Source organism: Lactobacillus sp. LL6 (genome assembly GCF_007570935.1).
GTDB lineage: Bacteria > Bacillota > Bacilli > Lactobacillales > Lactobacillaceae > Lactobacillus.
In genome coordinates this window covers 488,524-512,421 of the sequence record NZ_VLLR01000001.1, presented here as the reverse complement: position 1 = coordinate 512,421, position 23,898 = coordinate 488,524, and the positions used below count along the sequence as shown (strand labels likewise).

21 protein-coding genes and 1 other annotated feature (1 of these 22 only partly in view) are annotated in these 23,898 nt (G+C 33.4%); of the genes, 7 read left to right on the top strand and 14 right to left on the bottom strand.

Translation table 11 applies throughout. The features are described from left to right. Window positions 1–171 precede the first annotated feature (171 nt). Together FOD82_RS02630 and FOD82_RS02625 are read left to right on the top strand one after the other, a co-directional pair. Window positions 172–2,343, top strand: a complete 2,172-nt coding sequence (locus tag FOD82_RS02630) for an ATP-dependent Clp protease ATP-binding subunit (RefSeq protein WP_144354942.1) — start codon at window positions 172–174, stop codon at window positions 2,341–2,343. Window positions 2,344–2,509: 166 nt separating this feature from the next. Beyond that, window positions 2,510–2,791 (top strand): DUF1827 family protein, encoded by a 282-nt coding sequence (locus tag FOD82_RS02625; RefSeq protein ID WP_144354941.1) that lies wholly within the window; start codon window positions 2,510–2,512, stop codon window positions 2,789–2,791. 34 nt (window positions 2,792–2,825) lie between these two features. On the opposite strand, the gene FOD82_RS02620 is transcribed toward FOD82_RS02625, so the two are convergent. Together FOD82_RS02620 and FOD82_RS02615 are read right to left on the bottom strand one after the other, a co-directional pair. Next, entirely contained in the window at window positions 2,826–4,397 is a 1,572-nt protein-coding gene (locus FOD82_RS02620; protein WP_144354940.1) for a peptide chain release factor 3, read from the bottom strand. Next, a complete protein-coding gene (locus tag FOD82_RS02615; protein ID WP_144354939.1) occupies window positions 4,397–5,266 on the bottom strand; it encodes a hemolysin family protein in 870 nt (289 codons plus the stop codon). Before FOD82_RS02615 ends, FOD82_RS02620 begins: the two co-directional genes overlap by 1 nt. 122 nt (window positions 5,267–5,388) lie before the next feature. Between FOD82_RS02615 and FOD82_RS02610 the strand changes: the two genes are divergently transcribed. Continuing rightward, window positions 5,389–5,850 carry a hypothetical protein gene (locus tag FOD82_RS02610; RefSeq protein ID WP_144354938.1) on the top strand — a complete coding sequence of 154 codons (462 nt, stop codon included), beginning with the start codon at window positions 5,389–5,391 and terminating at the stop codon, window positions 5,848–5,850. On the opposite strand, the gene FOD82_RS02605 is transcribed toward FOD82_RS02610, so the two are convergent. Both FOD82_RS02605 and recX read right to left on the bottom strand, forming a co-directional pair. Beyond that, on the bottom strand, window positions 5,851–6,330 hold the full coding sequence (locus FOD82_RS02605; RefSeq protein ID WP_144354937.1) for a hypothetical protein: 480 nt from the start codon (window positions 6,328–6,330) through the stop codon (window positions 5,851–5,853). A 12-nt stretch (window positions 6,331–6,342) separates the two neighbouring features. Then, entirely contained in the window at window positions 6,343–7,158 is an 816-nt protein-coding gene (gene recX, locus FOD82_RS02600; protein WP_144354936.1) for a recombination regulator RecX, read from the bottom strand. Between the two features lie 122 nt (window positions 7,159–7,280). Here recX and rlmD point away from each other — a divergent pair, with 122 nt between their 5' ends. Beyond that, on the top strand, window positions 7,281–8,669 hold the full coding sequence (rlmD, locus tag FOD82_RS02595; protein ID WP_144354935.1) for a 23S rRNA (uracil(1939)-C(5))-methyltransferase RlmD: 1,389 nt from the start codon (window positions 7,281–7,283) through the stop codon (window positions 8,667–8,669). Between the two features lie 375 nt (window positions 8,670–9,044). Here the strand turns inward: rlmD and FOD82_RS02590 are convergent, their stop codons facing one another. Then, window positions 9,045–9,989: an alpha/beta hydrolase gene (locus FOD82_RS02590; protein WP_144354934.1), complete on the bottom strand. Its 945-nt coding sequence runs from the start codon at window positions 9,987–9,989 to the stop codon at window positions 9,045–9,047. A gap of 80 nt (window positions 9,990–10,069) precedes the next feature. On the opposite strand from FOD82_RS02590, the gene FOD82_RS02585 reads away from it, so the two are divergent. After that, on the top strand, window positions 10,070–10,351 hold the full coding sequence (locus tag FOD82_RS02585; RefSeq protein ID WP_144354933.1) for a hypothetical protein: 282 nt from the start codon (window positions 10,070–10,072) through the stop codon (window positions 10,349–10,351). A 46-nt stretch (window positions 10,352–10,397) separates the two neighbouring features. Here FOD82_RS02585 and FOD82_RS02580 read toward each other — a convergent pair whose 3' ends face one another. The 6 genes from FOD82_RS02580 to map form a co-directional block, all read right to left on the bottom strand. Further along, window positions 10,398–11,561, bottom strand: coding sequence for a hydroxymethylglutaryl-CoA synthase (locus FOD82_RS02580; protein ID WP_144354932.1), 1,164 nt, complete (start codon window positions 11,559–11,561; stop codon window positions 10,398–10,400). Continuing rightward, window positions 11,561–12,796, bottom strand: a complete 1,236-nt coding sequence (locus FOD82_RS02575; RefSeq protein WP_144354931.1) for a hydroxymethylglutaryl-CoA reductase, degradative — start codon at window positions 12,794–12,796, stop codon at window positions 11,561–11,563. Before FOD82_RS02575 ends, FOD82_RS02580 begins: the two co-directional genes overlap by 1 nt. Before the next feature lie 8 nt (window positions 12,797–12,804). Further along, window positions 12,805–13,962: a thiolase family protein gene (locus tag FOD82_RS02570; RefSeq protein ID WP_144354930.1), complete on the bottom strand. Its 1,158-nt coding sequence runs from the start codon at window positions 13,960–13,962 to the stop codon at window positions 12,805–12,807. Window positions 13,963–14,119: 157 nt separating this feature from the next. Then, the gene (gene galU, locus FOD82_RS02565) at window positions 14,120–15,025 is read right to left on the bottom strand and encodes a UTP--glucose-1-phosphate uridylyltransferase GalU (protein WP_144354929.1); all 906 of its coding nucleotides are present in this window, start codon (window positions 15,023–15,025) and stop codon (window positions 14,120–14,122) included. 66 nt (window positions 15,026–15,091) lie between these two features. Continuing rightward, window positions 15,092–16,009 carry a YihY/virulence factor BrkB family protein gene (locus FOD82_RS02560; protein ID WP_144354928.1) on the bottom strand — a complete coding sequence of 306 codons (918 nt, stop codon included), beginning with the start codon at window positions 16,007–16,009 and terminating at the stop codon, window positions 15,092–15,094. A gap of 13 nt (window positions 16,010–16,022) precedes the next feature. Continuing rightward, window positions 16,023–16,850, bottom strand: a complete 828-nt coding sequence (map, locus tag FOD82_RS02555) for a type I methionyl aminopeptidase (protein WP_144354927.1) — start codon at window positions 16,848–16,850, stop codon at window positions 16,023–16,025. A 139-nt stretch (window positions 16,851–16,989) separates the two neighbouring features. On the opposite strand from map, the gene FOD82_RS02550 reads away from it, so the two are divergent. Together FOD82_RS02550 and FOD82_RS02545 are read left to right on the top strand one after the other, a co-directional pair. After that, window positions 16,990–17,436 (top strand): flavodoxin, encoded by a 447-nt coding sequence (locus tag FOD82_RS02550; protein ID WP_144354926.1) that lies wholly within the window; start codon window positions 16,990–16,992, stop codon window positions 17,434–17,436. After that, window positions 17,429–17,950 carry a GtrA family protein gene (locus tag FOD82_RS02545; RefSeq protein WP_144354925.1) on the top strand — a complete coding sequence of 174 codons (522 nt, stop codon included), beginning with the start codon at window positions 17,429–17,431 and terminating at the stop codon, window positions 17,948–17,950. The genes FOD82_RS02550 and FOD82_RS02545 overlap by 8 nt, the downstream gene beginning before the upstream one ends. A 23-nt stretch (window positions 17,951–17,973) precedes the next feature. On the opposite strand, the gene wecB is transcribed toward FOD82_RS02545, so the two are convergent. The 3 genes from wecB to leuS all read right to left on the bottom strand — a co-directional run bounded on the left by wecB (window position 17,974) and on the right by leuS (window position 23,774). Beyond that, a complete protein-coding gene (wecB, locus tag FOD82_RS02540; RefSeq protein WP_144354924.1) occupies window positions 17,974–19,110 on the bottom strand; it encodes a UDP-N-acetylglucosamine 2-epimerase (non-hydrolyzing) in 1,137 nt (378 codons plus the stop codon). Between the two features lie 483 nt (window positions 19,111–19,593). Next, window positions 19,594–21,264, bottom strand: a complete 1,671-nt coding sequence (locus FOD82_RS02535) for a polysaccharide biosynthesis protein (RefSeq protein ID WP_144354923.1) — start codon at window positions 21,262–21,264, stop codon at window positions 19,594–19,596. Between the two features lie 95 nt (window positions 21,265–21,359). Continuing rightward, window positions 21,360–23,774, bottom strand: coding sequence for a leucine--tRNA ligase (gene leuS / locus FOD82_RS02530; protein ID WP_144354922.1), 2,415 nt, complete (start codon window positions 23,772–23,774; stop codon window positions 21,360–21,362). Between the two features lie 37 nt (window positions 23,775–23,811). Continuing rightward, window positions 23,812–23,898, bottom strand: a binding site (T-box leader) (it continues 103 nt past the right edge of the window).

Below are 23,898 nucleotides of genomic sequence, written 5' to 3'. Positions count from 1 at the left end.
CTACTTTATATATTCCCTTTTATGAAATATTAATATTTTTTGAAAGCATTATCACAAGAAATCTTTAAGTTTTTCTTACAAAAAATAAGTTCATAAGCTTTAGCACTTGACATCTTAGAGTGCTAATCATACAATTTTATTAAAGTTTGAAACTGAAAGGCGGTAAGAACAATGTTATGTCAAAATTGTCACCAACGGCCTGCCTCTATTCACCTTTTTACTAAAGTGAATGGCCAAAGCCGTGAAGTTGATTTATGCCAACAATGTTATCAAGAATTAAAAAATGAACAAGGAAATTTAAATATGAATAACGATAATAATGCAATTTTTGGCGACTTTGATGATTTATTTAATGCTTTAAATGGAAATAATCGAAACGCCTCAAATAACAATCAAGGACCAGATATGCAAATGGGTGGCGGTCCAAGAGGACCTCAAGGTGGAAATAATCGCTCTCTTTTAGATCAATATGGAACAGATTTAACAGCTCTTGCTAAAAAAGGAAAAATCGATCCGGTCATTGGTCGTGATAAAGAAATTGCTAGAGTAATTGAAATTTTAAATAGAAGAACCAAAAATAATCCTGTTCTTATTGGAGAAGCTGGTGTTGGTAAAACAGCAGTTGTTGAAGGTTTAGCTCAACAAATAGTTGATGGTTCTGTACCAGCAAAACTACAAGACAAAAAGATTATTTCATTAAATGTTGTTTCATTAGTTCAAGGTACCGGAATTAGAGGACAATTTGAACAGAGAATGGAACAACTTATCAAAGAATTGCAATCTAGAAACGATGTAATTCTCTTTATCGATGAAATCCATGAAATTGTCGGCGCAGGTAATGCTGAAGGTGGAATGGATGCTGGAAACATTATTAAACCAGCTTTAGCTCGTGGTGAGCTTCAATTAGTTGGTGCTACCACAATTAAAGAATATCGTGAAATCGAAAAAGATTCTGCTTTAGCAAGACGCTTCCAACCAGTCGAAGTTAAGGAACCTACTATTGATGAAACCATTCGCATTTTGAAAGGTATTCAAAAACGTTACGAAGATTATCATCATGTTCAATATACTGATTCTGCAGTTGAAAGTGCAGCTAAACTTTCTGCTCGCTACATTCAAGACAGATTTTTACCTGATAAGGCCATCGACCTTTTGGATGAAGCTGGTTCACGTATGAATTTAACTATTCCATATATCGATAAAGAAAAGATGCAAGAACGCATTTCTGCAGCTGAACAATTAAAGCAAGATGCTTTAAAGAATGAAGACTACGAAAAAGCAGCCTATTATCGTGATCAAATCGAAAAATACGATAAAATGAAAAATCAAAACGTTGATCCAGATAAATCCCCTATGATTACTGATAAGATCATGAATAAGATTGTGGAAGAAAAAACTAACATCCCTGTTGGTGATATTCAAAAACAAGAAGAAAATCAATTACAAAACCTTTCTAAAGATCTTGAGGGTAAAGTTATCGGTCAAGATAAAGCTGTTGAAAAAGTTGCTCGTGCAATTAGAAGAAATAGAATTGGTTTTAATAAATCAGGTCGTCCAATTGGCTCCTTCCTCTTTGTAGGACCAACTGGTGTTGGTAAAACTGAACTTGCCAAGCAACTAGCTAAGCAAATGTTTGGTTCAAGCGACAGCATGATTCGTTTTGATATGTCAGAATACATGGAAGCATATTCTGTGTCTAAATTAATCGGTTCTGCACCCGGATATGTGGGATATGAGGAAGCTGGACAGCTAACTGAACAAGTACGTCATAACCCATATAGCTTGATTTTACTTGATGAAATTGAAAAAGCTCATCCTGATGTTATGAATTTATTCTTACAAATCCTAGATGATGGTCGCTTAACGGATTCACAAGGTAGAACTGTATCTTTCAAGGATACAATTATTATCATGACTTCAAATGCTGGACAAGGAATCAAGAATGCAAGTGTTGGTTTTGCAGCTGAAAATCAAAAAGAAGAAAAAGATTCAGCACGAAATAACATGACTCAATTCTTTAAGCCAGAATTTTTGAACCGTTTAGATGACGTTATTGAATTCAATGAATTAACTAAGGATGACTTGATTAAAATCGTTAACTTAATGCTTGCCAAGACTAACGATATGGTTAAAGATCAAGGTTTGCATATTGACGTTACTGAAAAAGCAAAGGAAAAGCTTGTTGATGAAGGCTTCAACCCAGCAATGGGTGCTCGCCCACTTCGTAGAACTATTCAAGAAGAAATTGAAGATAAAGTTGCCGACTACAAGCTTGATAATCCAACAGCAAAAGATTTGGTAGCTGATTTAGTAAGCGATGAAATTGTTATCAAAGAAAAGTAATTAGGACTAAATTGTAAATTTTTCTAAATATATACAAATAACAAAAAGGGGATGTAAGTCATCTCCTTTTGTTATTTAACAAAATCTCGGAGATTTTTTATGCTTAAATTCTCTATTTAAGGTATACTAAAGATGGAAGTTAATAGTACAGAAACGGGTGAAATCCATGCATTTAATTGATGTAACTAACAGTTATTCTGACCTAGTTCACAGTCAACTTAACACAACCAGAGCAACTTATGTAAAGGTTTACTCATTAGGCAATACTTCAGTTATTTACACTGAAAACAAGAATTCAATTGGAATCGTCTTGGAAAACCATGATCGTCGTATCCGTGAAGATGAAGTTGAATTCGTAATTAAGCGTCTGGTAAAAAATACTGACACTTCTTATACTCTCACCGTAGATAAAAGTCGTCATGTCGTTGAGATTCATATCGATAAATAAAAATAAGGATTGAGGAAAACTCAATCCTTATTTTTTATAATTTTTCAGTTAATTTTACATCTGGATATTTATCATGGAAAAATCTTTCCGCAAATGCATTTTCAAACAAGAATAATGGATTATCATATCTATCTTTAACTAATAAGTTTCTTGAATTAGACATTGCAGGATCAAGCTGTTCTGGATCAATCCAACGGGCAACTCTATTACCAATTGGTGTCATTTCAACTTCTGAATTATATTCATTCATCATTCTGAATTTAAATACTTCAAACTGCAATTGTCCTACAGCCCCTAAAATATATTCATCAGTTTGATAATTACGATATAGTTGGATCGCACCTTCTTGGACTAATTGATTCATTCCCTTGTGGAATGATTTTTGTTTCATAACATTTTTAGCAGTTACTCTCATAAATAATTCTGGCGTAAATTCTGGTAATTCAGGATAAACAATTTTACGCTTACCTGAATAAATACTGTCTCCAATTTGGAAATTACCAGTATCATATAATCCGACAATATCACCAGCAACCGCATCAGAAACTTGTACACGTTCACTAGACATAAATTCTGTAGCGTTGTTTAAGCGAATTGGTTTACCAGTTCGTGCTAAAGTTACATCAAGACCCTTTTTAAATTCACCACTACCGACACGTACAAAAGCAATACGATCTCGGTGATGAGGATTCATATTAGCTTGAATTTTAAATACAAATCCTGAAAATTCTGGATCTTCTGGGCTTAACTCTTCATCCCCATTAACTGTATGACTTTCTGGAGCTGGTGCTAAATCCACAAAACTATTTAAGAAAGTTTCTACACCAAAGTTAGTAAGAGCAGAACCGAAGAAGACAGGTGTTTGATCCCCCATTGCAATCTTTTCACGGTCAAACTTATTTCCAGCTTCTTTTATTAAATCAATTTCATCTAAAGTTTCTTCAAATTGTGGATCATGACTTAATTCTTCACTATCTGGCAATTTTCCCTCATCATTAAGTGGAATAAAACGGTCTTCACCATCTTTATGATAAAGTTCAACTCGATTATTAGCAATGTCATATAGCCCTTTCAAAGTTTGCCCAGAACCAATCGGCCAGTCCATTGCTACACCTTCAATGCCAAGCAAATCTTCAAGCTCTGCAATTAAATCTAGTGGTGGACGACCATCACGGTCAAGCTTATTCATAAAAGTAAAAATTGGAATACCACGTTGTTTTACAACTTTAAAAAGTTTCTTAGTTTGTGGCTCAATACCTTTAGCTGAGTCAATAACCATTACAGCGCTGTCAACAGCCATCAAAGTACGATAAGTATCTTCTGAGAAATCTTGGTGACCAGGTGTATCCAAAATATTAATACGCTTACCTTGATATTCAAACTGCATAACAGAACTAGTTACAGAAATACCACGCTTTTTTTCGATTTCCATCCAGTCACTAGTTGCATAATTACCAGTTTTACGAGCTTTTACAGTTCCGGCTTGACGAATTACTCCACCAAAAAGAAGTAATTGTTCAGTAATCGTGGTTTTACCAGCATCTGGGTGTGAAATAATTGCAAATGTTCTTCTCTTCTTAACTTTATCTAATAACTCTTTATTCATTAATCCTCTAATTCTTCCTTATTATCTAAATTCTCTGGAATTGTAAGCAATACTGTTAAAAGACGTGAGCCTTTCATTCTTCTTGTAGTCAAAGTCATTCCATTATCTAACTTTACGCTTAATTTTTCTCCTTTAGCAGGTATCATTTTCAATGTATTAATGACAAAGCCAGCCACCGTATCAACATCTTCCATTTGAATATCAGTACCAAACTCTTCATTAAAATCATCAAGCGGCATCTTACCATAAATTACATACTTATTAGGCGCAATTTGATTAAACAAGACCTCGGCATGGTCAACTTCATCATCAATGTCACCAACAATTTCTTCAATTAAATCTTCAATTGTTGCAATGCCAACCACACCACCATATTCATCTGTTAAAACGGCAAGTTGTCGTTGAGTTTGTTGCATTTCCACCAAAAGCTCTCCCAAGTCTAAAGTTTCAGGAGCAAATAATGGCTCACTCATTACATCATTATAGTCTAACTTATCAAAACCAACTTTACGAGCTTTTCGTAATACTGTTCGAATATGGATAATTCCAATAATTTTATCTTTATCTTTATTGTAAACTGGTACACGAGAATATGGTTCACGTAAAATCTCATCCAAATTATCCTGAAATGGAATTGACGCATCAATCATAAAAGCATCAGTTCGTGGCACCATTACTTCTCGCACCATTTTACCTTGAAAATCTAAAATTCCTTCTAACATTGAAAATTCTGTATCAGAAATCTTATCATTTTTATGAAGAGTATTTATTTCTTCTTTTAAATGATCTCTGGTCCTTACTTCATTTTCACCAGAAAATTTATTACGTAATTTATCAAATAAATTTTCAGCAGCAGGATCGCTACTCATAGTTTTTTCTCTCTTTCTTAGTTCATATAAATACTAAAACTAAAATCTTCTTTAAATAAATTAATTATAGCATATAGTTAAATTTAATATGCTAAAATACCATTAAGAAGCGAGGTTTTAAAATGAAGAAAAGTCACGTATTGCTTGTATTTACATTTCTACTATTAATTCCATATATCTGTAGCCTTCTAATTATTGGAATTGGTTATAATGCGTTAGTCTTGCATTCTGCAGATATTTTTAGAACTATGATAGGAGCCTTGGTTGGTTCAATAGTTATGTTTGGAATTAAAGCAACCATCCAGCGTCCAGTTGACTTACTTGCCATGGAAACAAATGATGGCTTATTAAAGCAACTGCTTCGTTTTTTTAGTATTCGACGTCGATATTTCTTGTTAGTAGCAAATGTAATACTTGACTTTGTTTTATGTATTTTAGCAACTGTTATAGTTAGAAGTTTTTTGACGTTAGATCAAATTGTTGGCACTTCTACAGGATTTGTAATGCTTGTAATGCTCATTTCAACTTGTCTTGGAGCCTATGTAGAATATGACAATCTTTCAATAGATCCTAAGCAACATTAATTACTCACTGGCCTTAACGTAAAGCATTTGGGTCAGTTTTTTATTATCTAAATCCATATCCTCTACAATGTATGGAACTGGACTATCACCAATATTTTCATAAACTTGAACACCACTCTCAGTGATCTTTTTAATAAATTCTGGTAAAACTGAATTAAGTGGTAAATCAAAAAATACAGGATTTGAGTTTTCAATAATTTCTTCAGCTACTTCTGCCTTTGGAAGCTCATATTTTATTAATCCTTTAGGAACTTCTAAGCTTCCATCAGTAATTACACCGTACCAGTACATAAAGTTTTCTGGACCAAAGACAATCATTGCACTTCTTTTATTTTCTAAATTATTGTCTTCCAAAAACTTTTTAAAAGTATCATTGTTTTCAACTAGTTTGTTTGATTCAGCAAAACTCTTTTGTGCATCCATCATACCATCTGGAAATGGAGTTCCTACAAAAACTTTCTTTTCAACTTGTTTAGTCATAATATTCTCCTTCTAATATTCTGATAGTTCATCTAAATCAGTGATTTCACCATTTAAAAAAGCTTCAATTTCTTCAGATGAAAAACCATGGGTAAATAAATACTTCTTTATTTTAAAGTATTTTTCTCGTTCATCAAAGTTTCTAAATTTTTTATATGCTTTAATTCCCTGCTTTTTTAAGGCTTCTATCTGCTCATCTTCACTTAAAGATAAGTCAAAACTTGCCACCACTTCATTAGCTAATCCAGATGAAAAGCCATGATTAATAAGCTTAATTTTCATCTTATTTTTAATTTCTCGCTCTGATAATTTTCCAGCTTTTTTTATTAGCGATTTAACTAAGCGATTACCTACTTCAATAAATTCCTCTTCGTTTGTTTCTTCTAAAGCATTTTGAATTAACTCAGGATCAAGACCTTTTTGGGTTAATTTTCGGTTCAAATTATTAGGTCCATCAACTCCAACTTGTAAATCATTTCTAATAAAAAGCTTAGCATATTCTTGATCATCTAAATATCCCAATTTTGACAATTCTTGGACCGCTAACAAAGCCGAATCATCTGAAACTTCATATTTTTTCAAATATTGCAAAACTTCGTAAACTGTACGTGGTTCATAACTGAGAAATTTCGCAGCTAATTCACTTGCTTTGGCATCAGTGTCAAATTTTTTAATTTTCTCAATTTCACCATTACTTAATTCTTTTCCTTTTAAAAGAACAAAGTTCGCAACAGTTTTTTCACTTAATGAAAATGCATATTGATTATCCAAAAAAATATTGTAGCGTCCTGGTCGTTTTTGTGCACTTATTTTTGTAATAATTGCCATATTTAGTCCTTTCTACACTTTTTCCTTAATGCTAACAAATTTTTCTTTTGCTTGCTAAGAACTTTTCTTCCGTTGTACAATTAATTAGCAAAAATTGTTAGTTTTTAGTAGAAAGAATAAAAATGAAGAAAAATTTTAACAAAAAGAAATTTGCTCAAGCAAAAGAAAAAGACGTTATTATCACAATTAAGCGTCTTGGTATCAATGGTGAAGGAATCGGCTACTATAAAAAGAAGATTATCTTTATTCCAGGCGCTCTTCCTGGTGAAGTAGTAGTTGCAAAAATCATCAAGGATTATCCTCACTATATTCAAGGCGAGTTAGTACGAATTAAAGAAAAAAGTCCTGATCGTGTGGACTTCCCTGAAAAGGTAAATTCTGAAATTGGTGGTTTAGAATTAGCACACCTTGCTTATGATAAACAACTTGAATTTAAAAAAGATAATGTTTTAGAAGCACTGAAAAAATACCATCCACGTGGTTATAATAAATATAAAGTCAAAAACACTATCCCTGCTCCTAATCCATGGCATTACCGCAATAAAGCACAATATCAAATCGAAAAAGATCATGGAAAAACCAAGTTGGGACTTTTTGCGCCTAATTCTCATCGCTTAATCGATCTTCCAGTAATGCCTACCCAAAATAAAGATACGCAAAAAACTGAACGTGAAATTAAACATTTAATTGATAAACTTCACGTGCCAGTTGTAAATGTTTATAAACATTTAGGTGGAATTAAAACTATTGCAGTTCGTCAATCAGAAGCTAGTGGCGAAATTCAAGTAACTTTGATTACAATTGGTCATAAAATTAAAAATCTTATTCCATTAGCAAAAGAAATTATGAAATTGCCTAATGTAGTTAGTGTTTACCAAAATGAAACTGATTGGAAAAATCCACAAGTTTGGGGAAATAAAACTGAAAAACTTTTGGGTAAAAATCAAATTACTGAAGAAATTTTAGGTAAAAAATTCGCTCTATCTCCTCGTGCCTTTTTCCAATTGAATCCCGTACAAACAGTAAATCTTTATTCTGAAGCTTTAAAATTTTTAGATTTAACTCCAGAGCAAACTTTAATTGATGCTTATAGTGGTGTAGGAACCTTAGGTATTTTAGCTGCTGATTTAGTAAAACAAGTAGTTGGTATTGAAACAATTCCTGAAGCGGTTGAAGATGCACAACACAATGTAGAATTAAATCATATTAAAAACGCTGAATATTTCCAAGGCAGCGTAGAAAAGATTTTACCTGAACTTCAAAAAGGCGGCCTTCCAGTTGATGCTTTAATTGTAGATCCGCCACGAACAGGTCTTGCTAAAAGTTTAATAAAAACAATTTTACGCGTAAAACCTAAGACTTTTGTATATATTTCATGTAATCCATCAACTTTAGCTCAAGATTTAGTTTTATTAACTGAAACTTACGATGTTCGCTTAATTGAAAATATTGATATGCTTCCACAAACTCCACGTTGTGAGTGTATCGTGAAATTAACTTTGAGAAAATAATAAAAACAGCTGCCAAGTTAAGGCAGCTGTTTTTTGATCTAGCGGACGAGGTAATTTATCAATTGATAGTTACGATGATATATGTTGATATTTACAATCAAGCTAAGGCTCTTCGCAACCAACATCAACATTCACTTGTTCGGGTTTTACGCTTTTTGCGTAATTTAAATAAATTGGATCTTTGCGGACAGCCTCTTTACAAGAGTATTCTTAATAGGCTGACACCTCTATTCATTAGAGAACCTTTTAAAAAATAATACAATTCATTTTTTGGAGATAAAAACTTACTTATATTGTTATTTCAACTAGTACTTACCTCTTCCACACTTTTATTATACCAAAATTGAAACCGTTTACAAGAATTATGTATAAAATTTAAACATATTTATGTAAAAAGCTTGATACATGCTTTTCATATTGACGTGGGTGAGTTGCATAGCTCTTAGCATGTTTAGCTCCTGGAACAACCCAAAGCTCTTTAGGACCTTTAGAAGCTTGATAATTTTCATAAACCATATTTGTAGGCACAAAAGTATCTTTATTTCCATGAATAAATAGCATTGGACGTTTATTCTTCTTTAACTGCTTAACGCTTGAACCATCAGCCATGAAATAACCAACTTTTACACGATTAATTCCACTTAATATTTCAACCAAAGGAAAACGAGGCACAGCTGGCATACTATATAAGTCTTGGGCTTCATGCTCAATTTCATCTTTAACACTAGTGTAACCACAATCCTCGACAAAGGCTTTCACCTGATTAGGTAACTTTTCACCACTTGTCATCATTGTTGTAGCTGCACCCATACTTACACCAGAAACTACAATTTTACTATTTATTCCATTATTTTTTATGACTTTTTTTATCCATTTAGCTACATCGCTCTTTTCAATCCAGCCATAACCAATATATTTTCCCTGACTCTCTCCATGAGCACGTGCATCAGGTAATAAGACATTGTAGCCTAACTTATGATAAAGAAATGCATATGGTGCCATTGTATTTTTATTATTCATATACCCATGCAATAGAACTACTGTTTTGTTTGATTTATTATTCGGGATATAATTAGCATCCAATTTATATTTTCCATCTGCAGACATCATGTACCACTTTTGCTTTTTTTCTGCATAGTACCATTTTTTCTGCTTATATAAAGGGTCGGTTTTCTTAACTACATCAGAGTTTGCACTGATAAAACTCTTGTGTGAAGGAACACAGGCTACATTAAAAAAGTAAAAACCTGCCCCCACACAAATTACACTAATTACTGCTATAATTGACACTATCCATAACCAGAATTTTCTATGTTTCATTATTCCTTCTCTATTCTATTCAAAATCAAATATAAATAAGTATAATACTCGAATTCATATAGATAAAAGAGGAAAATAGAATGACTTTAACTAATTTTCTACAATTAATTAAGAATCTAAATCCTGATTATTTTATTTATTTAAAAATCAAAGAAAATATTTTACCACTAGGTAAAATTCAAATAACTTCTAATAATTGTCTGCTCTTAGCTGGAAATGAGGCTTTAACGATTAAGCAATTAATAAAAATAGTAAAAAACTTACGCAAACGCGGTATTCCTCTTTTGATAAAAGATTCTTCTTTACTATCAGTATACGGAATTCAAATTTCATTAAAGAACTCTCGAATTATTATAATGTGAAAAAAGGCAGTTGCCAAAGCAACCACCTTTTAAGAAAGATACTTAATTATTTTTGACGATATTGTCGAATATGATTTTGTGTACCGGCAAAATACCATACTCCAGACTTTTCATCACTTGTGAGCTCTTGACCATCAATTGGATCAATCAAAGCATCATTGAATATTTTTTCATATTCATCAACTGAAAGTTGAGTGCGCCCATCTAACATTTCATTAGTTTTATTTACATTAACTTCCTTTTCATAACCATCAGCAATATTTCCAGAGAAGAATTCGGCCATAGCACCAGAACCATAAGAAAACATCCCTACTAAGGAATTTGGTTCTAATTGTTTATTTTCAAGCAAGCTAAGTAAGCTCATATAAAGAGATGCAGTATAAATATTACCAACACGCATACTTAATTGCTTAGAAGCTTCAAAACTATCCTCAAGTCTTTTAACAGTTGCTTCGTCTTGATCAGCTATAGCTAATCTATTTGCTTTAAGCCCCTGCTTTGTGAAAGGCAAATGATAAAGAATAGCATTAAAATCACGTGTATTCCAATTCTTTTGTTTTTTATATCCCTCAAAAGTATTAGTAAAAAAGTCTAAATACACTTGCGTAGAATACTTGCCATCTACCATTGCCACTTTAGAGTTGTTTGGACGCCAAAAATCATTAATATCTTCGCTATATGCGCTATGTCCGTCATTCAATGAGAGAATTGCAGGATCTTTTTTAACGAGCAAACTAATCGCACCGGCTCCCTGAGTTACTTCTCCTGGAGTATTTACTCCATAGCGAGCAATATCACTACCAATCACAATTGCTGTTTGATCTGGATGCACACGCACAAAATCTCTAGCAATCATCAAGGCTGCAGTTAAACCAAAACAAGCTTCTTTAACTTCAAAAGCTCTGACTTCTGGCTTTAATTTAAGAGCAGACTTTACAAAAAGTGATGCAGATTTAGATTGATCAACTCCACTTTCAGTACCAAATACTAACAACCCTACTTTATCCTTTTCAATTTTATCAAGATATTGCATAGTTGCATTAATTCCCATCGAAACTGCATCTTGGGTTGCATCGGCAACCGCCATTTCTTTTTGACCAATTCCTATCAAAAACTTGTTAGGGTCTTCTCCTCTAGCATTCGCTAAATCAACCATATCAACATACTTATTAGGAGTAAAAAAGCCAATCTTATCTATTCCTACTTGCATTAATTATTTCCTCTCAATTCATTTAAAATTTGTAGTGCAAAATCTTTAGTGTAATTCTTATTTTTTACCAATTCTTGAACTATTTTATTCTTTTCTTTTTGATTTGCATCTAAATCAGCCACTAAATTTCTAGCTTGAAGCCGCATATGACCGGCTTGAATACCAACTGTTGAAATTGCTAAAATTGCAGATAAATTATTAGCCAACCCAATCGTAGTGATAATATTGGCTAGTTCTGCTACAGTAATATCTTGACCCAAGATATTAAAAGCTTGTTGAACATCATTTCTTGCCTTAATTGAACCACCTACAACTCCTATAGCCATTGGAAGAGTCAATTCACCTACAAGCTTACCATTTTTCATTTTCCACTCACTCAAACTACGATACTTTCCTGAGCGACTTGCAAAGACTCCGACAGCTGCCTCAATTGCACGAAAATCTTGTCCAGTCGCAATTAAAACACTGTCTACCCCATTCATAATTCCTTTATTATTGGTAACTGCTCGATAAACATCCTCTTCTGCTATTGCAGATAATAAACACATTCGTTTAGCAACTTCTAAGCCACCAACAGTTTTAGGATCAAGTTCAACTTTTGCAGTTGTTAGTTGACTTGGATAATTAGACAAAATAGCGAAAAGCTTCTCTTGAATACCCGAAAAAGTTAATAGTTTATCTTTTAAAAATTCTAAAATAGAATTAACTTTATTTGCTCCCATTGCAGCAGCTGGGTCAACTAGTACCTTTACAAATAGCAATTCACCATTTTCACTAAATTGTTTGGCATCTTTTTTTACCATTTCAATTGATTGAAGGCCGCCACCATGTTTAATTAAAGAAGAAAACTCGATATTTACATCCTTTTTCAAACTTGGAATTTGTTTTTTTAGTTCTTCTAAATTAAAGTCAGGCGTGATTTTCATTACAATTTGACCATAAATTCCTTCACGCTGACTTATTGAAACAGCACCATCATTTTGGGCAAAAATTTTAGCTGCATGATTAGCAGCAGCTACGACGGATGGCTCTTCTGTTACCATTGGCACTAAATATCTTTTATTATTAACAATCAAGTTTTGAACTACACCAACTGGTAAATACATGCCGGAAACGACATTTTCACTTAGTTGATCAAGTTTATTTAAAATATCGGAATCAATTTCAGCTAATTCAATTCCTTCTTGCTCTAAAATAGATCTCCGTTGTTTAGGAGATAATTGGTAAAATTTCATCTTTTATATCACTTCTTAATTTCATAAGCAATTGCTTGGCCACCACCAATACAAAGAGTGACTAAAGCTTTTTTGCCATTTACTTTATCAAGCGCACTTAATGCTGTTGCAATTAGTCTTGTACCTGTTGCTCCTAAAGGATGTCCTAAAGAAATAGCTCCTCCTAATATATTCAGCTTTTCATCTGGAATATTTAAATCACGTTTTAAAGCAACTGCTTGTGCAGCAAACGCTTCATTAATTTCAATTACATCATAATCTTCAATACTTGATTGAGTTTTATTGAGTAATTTCTTAACTGCGTAATATGGAGTATAACCCATCAAACTTGGATCAAAACCAGCTTCCGCAAATTCTCCTAATTTAGCTATTGGAATTAAATTCAATTCTTTGACTTTTTCAGCAGTAGCTAAAATTATTATACTAGCTCCATCAGTTAATGGCGATGCATTACCAGCAGTTACGTCCCCATCTTCTTTAAAGACCGGTTTTAAGTTTGCCAAAGCTTCAGAATTTGTATCTGGGCGGACAGTTTGATCATGACTTAATTTTTCACCGTTAATTTCAACTGGTAAAATTTCTTTCTTAAAAGCTTCTTCTTTAATAGCGCGAGCTGCTTTTTGATGGGAATTCAAACTAAAATCATCCATTTCTTTTCTAGAAACATGATATTTTTCAGCTACTTTTTCAGCAGTTAGTCCCATATGTTTACCAGAAAAAGCATCAATTAAAGCATCTTTTAAAAGAGTATTTTGTAAATGACTCCCTGCTTCATCTTTATACTTTTTTTCAACCACAAATGGGGCATTAGTCATACTTTCACTCCCACCTACAGCAACTAAACCTAAATCCCCCATCACCATCTGTCCTTGAGCAAGTCTCAAAGCCTTCAAGCTAGAACCACAGACATCATTAACAGTAGTTGCTACAGTCGTTTCTGGTAAACCACTATTCAATGCAACTTGGCGAGCCATATTTTCACCAAGCCCTGCAGAAATAACATTCCCCATAAAAACAGCTTCAATTTGGTCTTTCGGAATTTCAGTTTGCTTAAGTGTTTCAACTAATGCCATAGTTCCTAATTCTACAGCAGTTTTATCTTGATAAAAACCACGATATTTACCAAATGGTAAACGTTTTGCGGCAACAATATAAATATCTTTCATTTATTTATTCAAACCCTTTTGTATTAACTTATAACAAGCTAATTTTATTAAGTTTAAATAAAAGTTGCAACGCTATAACATGCTATAATAGAAAATCTTAAAAAATATAAAAAGCGGCCTAATATTTAGGCCACTTTTACGAGTTTTAGTTTTAATATTATTTTTTATTATTTTTCTTAGAATCAGCTTGAAGTTCATTACCCAACTTAATGATGTATTCACGAAGTTCATCTTTTGTTTCTGGGTGAGTCAAACCATATTCAATAGAAGTTTCAAGATATCCTTCTTTGTTACCTACGTCATGACGTTCACCATTAAATACGTGGGCAAAGACACGCTGTGTCTTATTCATGGTATCAATAGCATCAGTTAATTGAATTTCTCCACCACGACCTGGTTTTTGATTTGCTAAAATTTCAAAAATTTCTGGTGTTAAAAGATAGCGTCCAATAATTGCATAGTCACTTGGAGCTTTATCTACTTCAGGTTTTTCTACAAATGAATCAACATTAATCAATCCAGGTTCAATTTCATCACTCGGAGCAATTACACCATATTTAGAAACTTCTTCATGAGGAACTTTCATAACTGCAATTGTTGAGGCATGAGTTTTATCGTAGCGATCAATTAATTGCTTAGTTAATGGAGTCTTATCATCCATTAAATCATCGCCAAGCATAACTGCAAATGGTTCGTCTCCAACAAAACTTCTTGCACGCAAGATTGCATCTCCAAGACCTGCTGGATGTGGTTGACGTGTAAAGTATAAGTTAATTCCCAAGTTAGTAATTGCTTGAGTTAAATGCAGTAAGTTAGTTTTACCTTTTTCTTCCAAATCTTGTTCAAGTTCAGGATTTGCATCAAAATGATCTTCAATTGAACGCTTATTTTTACCAGTAACAATTAAAATATCTTCAATTCCTGATTTTTTAGCTTCTTCAACAATAAATTGAATAGTTGGTTTATCAACGATTGGCAACATTTCTTTAGGCATAGCCTTAGTTGCTGGTAAAAATCTAGTACCTAAACCAGCTGCTGGAATAACTGCTTTTCTGACCTTCATAATAACACACACTTTCTACATAAATTCTACCCTCTGATTTATCTTACCAAAATGTTTATATTTCAGCTACCTTTTATTGTGTCTACGGTAATAAATAAATTCTGCCAATCTTCCCGGTGAATAAGGCACTTGACCAACCCGCAATTGAATAATCGTAGCATTTATACAAGTTCCAAATAACAATAATAATGAACTAAGGTTAAGATATAGCATAAAAATAATAAAAGTTCCAACTATACCATAATTTTCCCAGCTAATTTTAAAATTATTCAAGTAAAAACCAAACAAGTAAGATAAGATGCTCCAACCAGCCACAGTTGTTAAAACTCCAGGCCAAATCACTCGTTTTTTCAAGCGGATATTTGGCAAAGCAAAATTTAAATACCAAACTGCTAAAATCATAATAATCATCACTACTGGATACCGATAACTCAAAATTTTTTGAATTTCTTGTACAGAAAAAGCAAGATAAGGTTTCAAATTTTCTAAGATGTACTGTCCCCAAATAAAAATCAAGGCAGCAGCTGTAAAAATAACGATCATTAATGTAGTTAAAAAAACACTAAAACCGCGAGTCCAAATTGCCATCAAAAAATTTTGTTTAAGTTCTGTTTTATGTACTCCATAAATTCTATTCATTCCAATCCGAATCGCATTAACTAAGGATGAAAATGACCAAATAGCGAATATAATACCAAAGGAAATATATCCTGTAGAATTACTTTTCAGCAAAGACTTAACTATTGGCATAATAAATTCAGCCACTCGATCTGGAAAAACCATCCTTATATAATCTGCAATGGGATTAATATCGATAGAAAATAAGGGTAAAATATTTCCCACAATAATGATAATTGGAAATATTGAAAACAAAATATAATAAGCAATTACAATGGAACTGACAGTAATTTCACCTTTAGAGATTTTAGCTGAAAGTACTGGATAGAATTCTTTCAGATGGTGTAAAATACCTTCTTTTTTTATAATAATTCACCCATTAGTCATCCATTTCATCAAAGTGAGGGATGTACTTTTCAAGACCATCGTATGGTTTTTGCAAAGTCAAAATTTTAGGACCATCTGCAGTAATTGCAAAAGTATGTTCAAATTGAGCAGCATTTGAGCCATCTGGAGTTGCGTAGTAAATCCAATCATCATTAGGATCATCAACTGATCGTTGATCAATATGCCAATCTCCTCCAGCTTCAACCATTGGTTCACAAGTAATAGTCATCCCTTCACGAAGACGAAGACCATGACCTGCTTTACCCCAGTGAGGAACTTCTGGATCTTCATGGATTGTTGGCTGGATTCCATGACCTACAAGTTCACGAACATCTCCATATGGATGTTCAACTTCAACAAAATGCTGAATAGCTGCACCAATATCCCCAATACGATTACCAAGTACTGCTTGATCGATTCCTAAATACATTGCTTTTTTAGTAGTTTCAATCAAATCTTCATCAGCTTTAGAAATTTTTCCTACTGGATAAGTAGTACATGAGTCAGTTTCATAACCATCAAGATTGCAAGTTACATCTACTTTAACAATATCGCCTTCTTTAAGAATACGATCTTTTCTTGGGGTTTGATGAGCAATTTCATCATTTACTGAAATACAAGTACCATATTTATATCCTTCAAAGCCTTGCTCTGAAAGACGTCCTCCACGACTTGAAACAAAGTCTTGGCAGAATTCTTCAATTTCCCAAGTAGAAATTCCTGGTTTAATAACATCACGCAAGCCTTCAAACATTGATGCAAGTAATCGACCTGATTTTTGCATTCCTTTAAGTTCACGAACTGATTTAATTGTAATCAAAATATTTTCTCCTTTTATAAAAAATTATAGATACTTTAATTATAACGTTTTTGTTAACTTTGCTAAAGTAATACGATAAAATAAGAAAATAATGTATAATATTAAATTGTACTCATTAAAGAAAGGTTGAAGAGATTTAATGAAAGCAAAAATTGTTTACGCTAGCATGACTGGTAATGATGAAGATATGGCAGATATTTTAGAAGAAGATTTATTAGATTATGGCTTTGAGGTCGACTCAAGTGATGTAACTTTTTCTGATGCAAGTGATTACTTGGATAGTGACTTGTGTATTTTCATTACTTACACTTATGGCGAAGGCAAAATGACAGATGAAATTGCTGATTTTTATGACCAACTAAAAACTATAGATCTTACTGGGAAGTATTTTGCTGTAATGGGTTCTGGAGACAAGACCTATGGTGAACACTTCTGTGAAAATGTTTTTGACTTTGAAAAAGCTTTTAAAGAACTTGGTGCCAGCGAAATTACTGCTCCAGTAACTATTGAAAATGCCCCAGATGATGAAGCAATTGATAAAATTGACACTGCCGCAAAGGAAATGGCTGATAAGTTAAATGGCTAAAAAAAATCAAGACGTGGTTGTTTCTGATGAAGCTAATATCCGAAAACTAGGACAAAAATTAGTTAAGCGTCATCGTAATCTCTGGGCCTATATGTTTTTTGGTTTCTTAGCGGCTTTAATTAATACAGTTGCTTTCATGATTTTACACCAATGGTGGCACAGTGCGATGGTTATTTCTAATACTGCAGCCTTTATAATTTCTAACTTAGCTTCATTTTTCTTCAACCAAAAAGCAGTTTTTACTAATAACGTTGACCATGACCACTCAGAGTGGCATAAGTTGATTGTATTTTTTACTTATCGCATCATTAGTTTAATTCCAGATACATTAATTATGTTAGTTGGACTTTCATGGCTTCACTTAAATGCCCTATTAGTAAAAATAATTGACCAAGTTTTAGTAGGAATTTTTAACTACTTAACAACTCGTTCCGTATTTCAAAAACAAGAGCATACAATGATTGAACGTGCAAAAATGCGCCTTCAAGCTCATAAACAAAAAGCAGACAAGTAATTTGTCTGCTTTTTTATATCCCATTATTCAAAGTTTGCCGGACGCTTACCCATTTTAAAATAATAACTAATCGCATCCATAATTCTGTCACTTGCATGACCATCCCCATATGGATTTTTAGCATTAGACATTTTGTTATAGGCTTTTTTGTCTTCTAAGAGCTCTATCATTGCCTCTCGCACTACTTTTTCTTGAGTTCCAACAAGTTTCAAGGTGCCTGCTTTTACACCTTCTGGACGCTCTGTTGTATCACGTAGCACTAGTACTGGTTTACCAAGGCTAGGTGCTTCTTCTTGAACTCCTCCTGAATCCGTCATAATAAAATAAGAACGTTTAGCTAAATTATGAAAATCTACAACATCTAAAGGATCAATTAAATGAATCCTCGAGTCTCCTCCTAATACGTCCTTGGCTACTTCTTGAACGCGCGGAGATAAATGAACTGGATAAATAATTTCAACATCATTATGAGTATCTACAACTTGTTTCATTACTTTGAAAACCCTACGCATAGGTTCACCTTGATTTTCTCTTCTATGCATAGTAACTAAGATCACACGACTAGATGGCATAATGTCATCAAGCACATCATGATGATAATCTTTTTGAACTGTTTCTTTTAGAGCATCTATTGCAGTATTACCTGTTACAAAAATATTAGCTGCATTATGATTTTCTTTAATTAAATTTGCCTTACTCAGTTCAGTCGGAGCAAAATATAAGTCAGCTAAATCGTCTGTCATTTGGCGATTCATCTCTTCTGGAAATGGTGAATATTTATTCCAAGTACGAAGTCCTGCTTCCACATGTCCCAAAGTTGTTTGTTCATAAAAAGTGGCAAGCCCAGCCGCAAAACTAGTAGTAGTATCCCCATGCACAAGAACGATATCAGGTTTTTCTTCTTTGATAACTTTTGCCAAATCAATCATTACTTTTGAAGTAATTTCTTCTAAAGTTTGATTTTTATGCATAATATTAAAATCATAATCTGGCTTTATTTTAAAGATTTCTAAAACTTGATCTAACATCTCACGATGTTGTGCTGACACGACTGTCACTTCTTCAAATCGATCATCTTTTTTTAATTTTAAAACTAATGGTGCCATCTTGATAGCTTCAGGACGAGTACCAAATACAGTCATAACTTTGATTTTTGACATATTTTACCTCAATGGATTCATCATAATTGCTGTAGCTAATCCCCATACAATAAAAACGCAAATTAAAGCTGCGTAAAGGAGATGCTTGCGTGTTTTAGCTGGTCTTGTTTTGTCAAGGCCAAATACAAGACAAAAGCTGCCGATTACAATAAATAATGCAGCCGTTAATAAATATCCCATAAGTTTATTCGCTTTCTTTTTATATATTTAATTAAAACATAATCCACACCAACAAAAAAGCTCCCAATAATATTTTCTTGATTTATAATTGCAAACGCTTCCATAGTGTGCTTATTCATGATATATTAAATGTGTAAAGAAAACCGAATCGTATATTTACTTAAGGAGATGAGCCACAATGATGGTCTCAACAATTATCGGCGGTAGCTTCTTATTAGTAGAACTTGCCGGTGTTATCACATTATCAATCGTTAACCCATATTAATTTAACTAAAAAAACCCGAGTTATCTCGGGCTTTTTTCTTATATTCTTATGTGCAATTTATTTAAAATTCGCTCAACTTTATTTCCTAGAATCTTTTGGGCCAATTGTGTTTTTAAAGTTATATAAGCATAAAAGATTACTCCTGCCATAACTGCAATTACCACAATTGTTAATGCTGGCATACGACGAGCTGGGCTTAAGAAAACTGTCAATAGTTTCTGAACTCCAGCAACTACTAAGAACATTCCAATAGAAAAAGTAGTAATTCCTACAAATCTTCTACCAGTTCTAGATAAATTAAAATTATAACTTACCTCTAAATGTTTCAAAGCTAAGAAAATAATTGCTATCATTCCTAGATTTGTCGAAATTAATGGTCCATAGACTTTAAATAAACTAATCATAGGATATTGGAAAAGAATTTTGATAATCAATCCTAAAACCAAATATTTAATAGCTAGACCATTTTCTGACAATCCTTGCAAAATCGCCATTAAAACAGTAAATAAGCCTAAACTTATTGCAGTAAATGATGATAAATATAAAACACTACTTCCTAATGGATCATAACTATAAAACACGGTATAAATTGGTGTTGCAATGGCTGCCATTCCAAATGAAGCGGGAATCATAATAAACAAGAATAAATCTAAAATATTACTGATTTGCTTCGCAATACTGCGATAATTACCTTGTGTATGAGCAGCTGATAACAAAGGAATCGCAGTAACCGCCATGGCACTTGCTAATGAGACAATAATCATAATTAGCTTATTGCCATTCAAAGCAAATAAAGCATACCAACTTTCAATCATGTCTGAACTAGCATTTACCATCCCTGCAATCATTGGGTGGAAGGTATATTGATCGACTAAATAGAATAATTGGATTCCGGCATCAATAATGATAAAAGGAATAGCTTGTTCAATAATTTCAGCAAATAATGAACTAGTAGAAACCTGAATTTTATTATTAGAGTTCTCTACCAAATTATCTAATTGGTTTTTTCTAGTAAATAAAAACCATGCTAAAACTCCTATTCCAAATAAAGCACCGATAGCTGCTGCTAAGTTTGACTGAACAACAGCATGGACATATGAACCACGCTGCACTTGCATAATGACAAACGCCGTCAAAAGCATCCAAATAACACGCGCTAATTGCTCTATGAACTGAGATAAGGCTGATGGCATCATATCAGCATATCCTTGAAAATACCCTCTCATAATACTTAATATCGGTATAATCAAGATTGCATACGACAAACTTCGCATAACTGCAACTTGTCGCGGGTCACTTTTAGCACCGTGCATCAAAGCACCCATTACATCATTAGTTGCAAGAAGCGGTGCCGCAAAATACATTATTGCTGCCGAAACTATTCCTAAGATTGTCATCAATATCAATCCTTTACGAAATAGCTGTCGACCAATTCCATACTCATTTAAAGCATTATACTTCGCCACTTGCTTCGCAATTGCTCCTGGAATCCCTGCGGTAGAAATTAAAATAAAAATACTGTAAATATTATAACTCTTTGCAGTTAAAGCATTTGCAATATTCCCATAGTTTCCCATCCAGGCATACCAAGGAATAATATAAAGTGCCCCAAGAATTCTAGAAGTAATCGAACCAATTGTCATCCACGCAGATCCTTTTAGAAAGGTATCTTGCGAATTTTTTGCATTTAATTCATTTTCTTCTTCCATTTAATTTCCCTAATTCAAAGTACTAACTAATTTATTTTGAAATTTTTGAAAGAAAGATACAATATCTTTTTCTCTCTTTTTAGGAAAAATTAAACTTATTTAGCAACAATGTTAACAATCTTATTAGGAATCACAATAACTTTTTTAACATCTTTGCCTTCTAAGAATTTTTGGACATGTGGAATTGCTAAAGCTTGTTTTTGAACTTCATCTTTATCAGTATCTTTAGCAATTTCAAACTTACCACGTAACTTACCATTAACTTGAACCATGATTTCAACTGTTGATTCAACTAATTTTGCAGGATCAAATTCTGGCCATTTAGCATAAGTAATTGATTCATCATGACCAAATACTGACCAAATTTCTTCCATCATGTGAGGAGCAACTGGTGCTAAAAGCTTTACAAAACCTTCCGCATATTCACGTGGAATAGTCTTAGCTTTTTGGGCTGCATTTACAAAGACCATCATTTGACTAATAGCTGTGTTAAAGTGCATGTTTTCAAAGTCTTCAGTAACTTTTTTAACGGTTTCATTATAGACTTTATCCAGTTCGCCATTATTTTCGTCAACAATCTTTTCATTAGGAATTGCTTTAAGGTCTAAATCATTTACCATCATTCTCCAAACACGGTCTAAGAATTTTTTAGTAGATGCTGGACCATTGTCATCCCAATCAATTGAAGCATCAAGTGGACCCATGAACATTTCATACATTCTCAAAGAGTCAGCACCATATTCATCAATTACTTCATCTGGGTTTACAACATTACCTTTTGATTTAGACATTTTTTCATGATCTTTCAAAATAAGACCTTGATTGTAAAGTTTTTGGAATGGTTCCTTAGTTGGAACAACACCTAAATCATAAAGTACCTTATGCCAGAATCTTGCATAAAGAAGGTGACGAACAGCGTGTTCTGCTCCACCGATGTAAAGATCAACTGGAAGCCATTGCTTTAATAAATCATAATCAGCAAGTTCCTTATCATTATGTGGGTCAATATAACGTAAGTAGTACCATGAAGAACCAGCCCAGTTTGGCATAGTGTTAGTTTCACGCTTACCTTTTCGACCATTTTCATCAACTACATTTACCCAGTCAGTTAAATTAGCAAGTGGACTTTCTGGAGTACCAGATGGCTTAATATCAGTAGCATGTGGCAAACGAAGTGGAAGTTCATCTTCTGGAACTAATGTAGTTTCTCCATCTTCCCAGTGAATTACAGGAATTGGTTCACCCCAGTAACGTTGACGACTAAAGTCCCAATCACGAAGTTTGTAGTTAACCTTTTCTTTACCTACATGGTGTTCTTCAAGCCAGTCAACCATCTTCTTTTTAGCTTCTTCAATATTTAAACCATCTAAAAAGCCAGAATTGATATGTTTACCATCTCCGCCAAAGGCTTCTTTAGAAAGATCAGCTCCTTCGATAAAAGGCTTAATAGGTAAATTATATTTTTTAGCAAATTCATAATCACGTTGGTCACCGGCTGGAGCAGCCATAACTGCACCTGTACCATAACTTGCTAAAACATAGTCAGAAATCCAAATAGGAACTTCTTCACCATTTACTGGATTAATTGCATAAGCTCCTGTAAATACACCTGTTTTATCCTTATTTAAGTCGGTTCTTTCAAGGTCTGACTTGGATTCGATCTTCTTAATATATTCTTCTACAGCAGCCTTTTGTTCAGGAGTAGTGATTTCTTGAACTAATTTACTTTCTGGAGCAAGCACAGTATATGAACAACCGTATAAAGTATCTGGACGAGTAGTAAAGATATCAAAAGTTTTGTCACTATCTTTAACCTTGAAAGTAACTTGTGCCCCAACTGAACGACCAATCCAGTTTCTTTGCATTTCTTTAACTGGTTCTGGCCAATCTAAATCATCTAAATCTTCTAGCAATCTATCAGCATATGCTGTCATCTTAAGCATCCATTGACGCATGTTTCTACGATATACTGGATAGCCACCACGTTCAGTTTTACCATCAACAATTTCTTCATTGGCTACAACAGTACCAAGATCAGGTGACCAGTTAACTGGAACTTCTGCTTCATATGCTAGGCCCTTTTTATACATTTGTTCAAAGACCCATTGAGTCCATTTATAAAAGTTAGGGTCTGAAGTTCTAACTTCACGGTCCCAATCATATGAAAAACCTAGCTTGTTTAATTGACGCTTAAAATTAGCAATATTTTCATCGGTAACTTTAGCAGGATCTTCACCAGTCTTTAATGCATATTGTTCAGTGGGAAGACCAAATGCATCCCAGCCCATTGGATGAAGAACATTATAGCCTTGTGCTCGCTTCATACGAGACATAATATCAGTTGCAGTATAACCTTCTGGGTGACCTACGTGAAGGCCCTTAGCAGAAGGAAATGGGAACATATCTAAAGCGTAATAATTCTTCTTTTTAGGATCTGTTCCTGTCTTAAAAGTATCATGATCTTCCCAATATTTTTGCCATTTCTTTTCAACAACTTTGTGATTATACATAAATTCTCCTTAAATAAAAAAGTCCTATGATAAATAATCATAGGACGAATTTTTCGCGGTACCACCTAAGTTTCGCGCTTAAGCGCGACACTCAATTGCTCCTTAACGCGGCTAGCATACGATA

Excerpts from the sequence above, each read along its gene's own strand:
- FOD82_RS02630 (WP_144354942.1), top strand. The coding sequence starts at position 172 with ATGTTATGTCAAAATTGTCACCAACGGCCTGCCTCTATTCACCTTTTT.
- FOD82_RS02625 (WP_144354941.1), top strand. The coding sequence starts at position 2,510 with ATGCATTTAATTGATGTAACTAACAGTTATTCTGACCTAGTTCACAGT.
- FOD82_RS02620 (WP_144354940.1), bottom strand. The coding sequence starts at position 4,397 with ATGAATAAAGAGTTATTAGATAAAGTTAAGAAGAGAAGAACATTTGCA.
- FOD82_RS02615 (WP_144354939.1), bottom strand. The coding sequence starts at position 5,266 with ATGAGTAGCGATCCTGCTGCTGAAAATTTATTTGATAAATTACGTAAT.
- FOD82_RS02610 (WP_144354938.1), top strand. The coding sequence starts at position 5,389 with ATGAAGAAAAGTCACGTATTGCTTGTATTTACATTTCTACTATTAATT.
- FOD82_RS02605 (WP_144354937.1), bottom strand. The coding sequence starts at position 6,330 with ATGACTAAACAAGTTGAAAAGAAAGTTTTTGTAGGAACTCCATTTCCA.
- recX (WP_144354936.1), bottom strand. The coding sequence starts at position 7,158 with ATGGCAATTATTACAAAAATAAGTGCACAAAAACGACCAGGACGCTAC.
- rlmD (WP_144354935.1), top strand. The coding sequence starts at position 7,281 with ATGAAGAAAAATTTTAACAAAAAGAAATTTGCTCAAGCAAAAGAAAAA.
- FOD82_RS02590 (WP_144354934.1), bottom strand. The coding sequence starts at position 9,989 with ATGAAACATAGAAAATTCTGGTTATGGATAGTGTCAATTATAGCAGTA.
- FOD82_RS02585 (WP_144354933.1), top strand. The coding sequence starts at position 10,070 with ATGACTTTAACTAATTTTCTACAATTAATTAAGAATCTAAATCCTGAT.
- FOD82_RS02580 (WP_144354932.1), bottom strand. The coding sequence starts at position 11,561 with ATGCAAGTAGGAATAGATAAGATTGGCTTTTTTACTCCTAATAAGTAT.
- FOD82_RS02575 (WP_144354931.1), bottom strand. The coding sequence starts at position 12,796 with ATGAAATTTTACCAATTATCTCCTAAACAACGGAGATCTATTTTAGAG.
- FOD82_RS02570 (WP_144354930.1), bottom strand. The coding sequence starts at position 13,962 with ATGAAAGATATTTATATTGTTGCCGCAAAACGTTTACCATTTGGTAAA.
- galU (WP_144354929.1), bottom strand. The coding sequence starts at position 15,025 with ATGAAGGTCAGAAAAGCAGTTATTCCAGCAGCTGGTTTAGGTACTAGA.
- FOD82_RS02550 (WP_144354926.1), top strand. The coding sequence starts at position 16,990 with ATGAAAGCAAAAATTGTTTACGCTAGCATGACTGGTAATGATGAAGAT.
- FOD82_RS02545 (WP_144354925.1), top strand. The coding sequence starts at position 17,429 with ATGGCTAAAAAAAATCAAGACGTGGTTGTTTCTGATGAAGCTAATATC.
- wecB (WP_144354924.1), bottom strand. The coding sequence starts at position 19,110 with ATGTCAAAAATCAAAGTTATGACTGTATTTGGTACTCGTCCTGAAGCT.
- FOD82_RS02535 (WP_144354923.1), bottom strand. The coding sequence starts at position 21,264 with ATGGAAGAAGAAAATGAATTAAATGCAAAAAATTCGCAAGATACCTTT.
- leuS (WP_144354922.1), bottom strand. The coding sequence starts at position 23,774 with ATGTATAATCACAAAGTTGTTGAAAAGAAATGGCAAAAATATTGGGAA.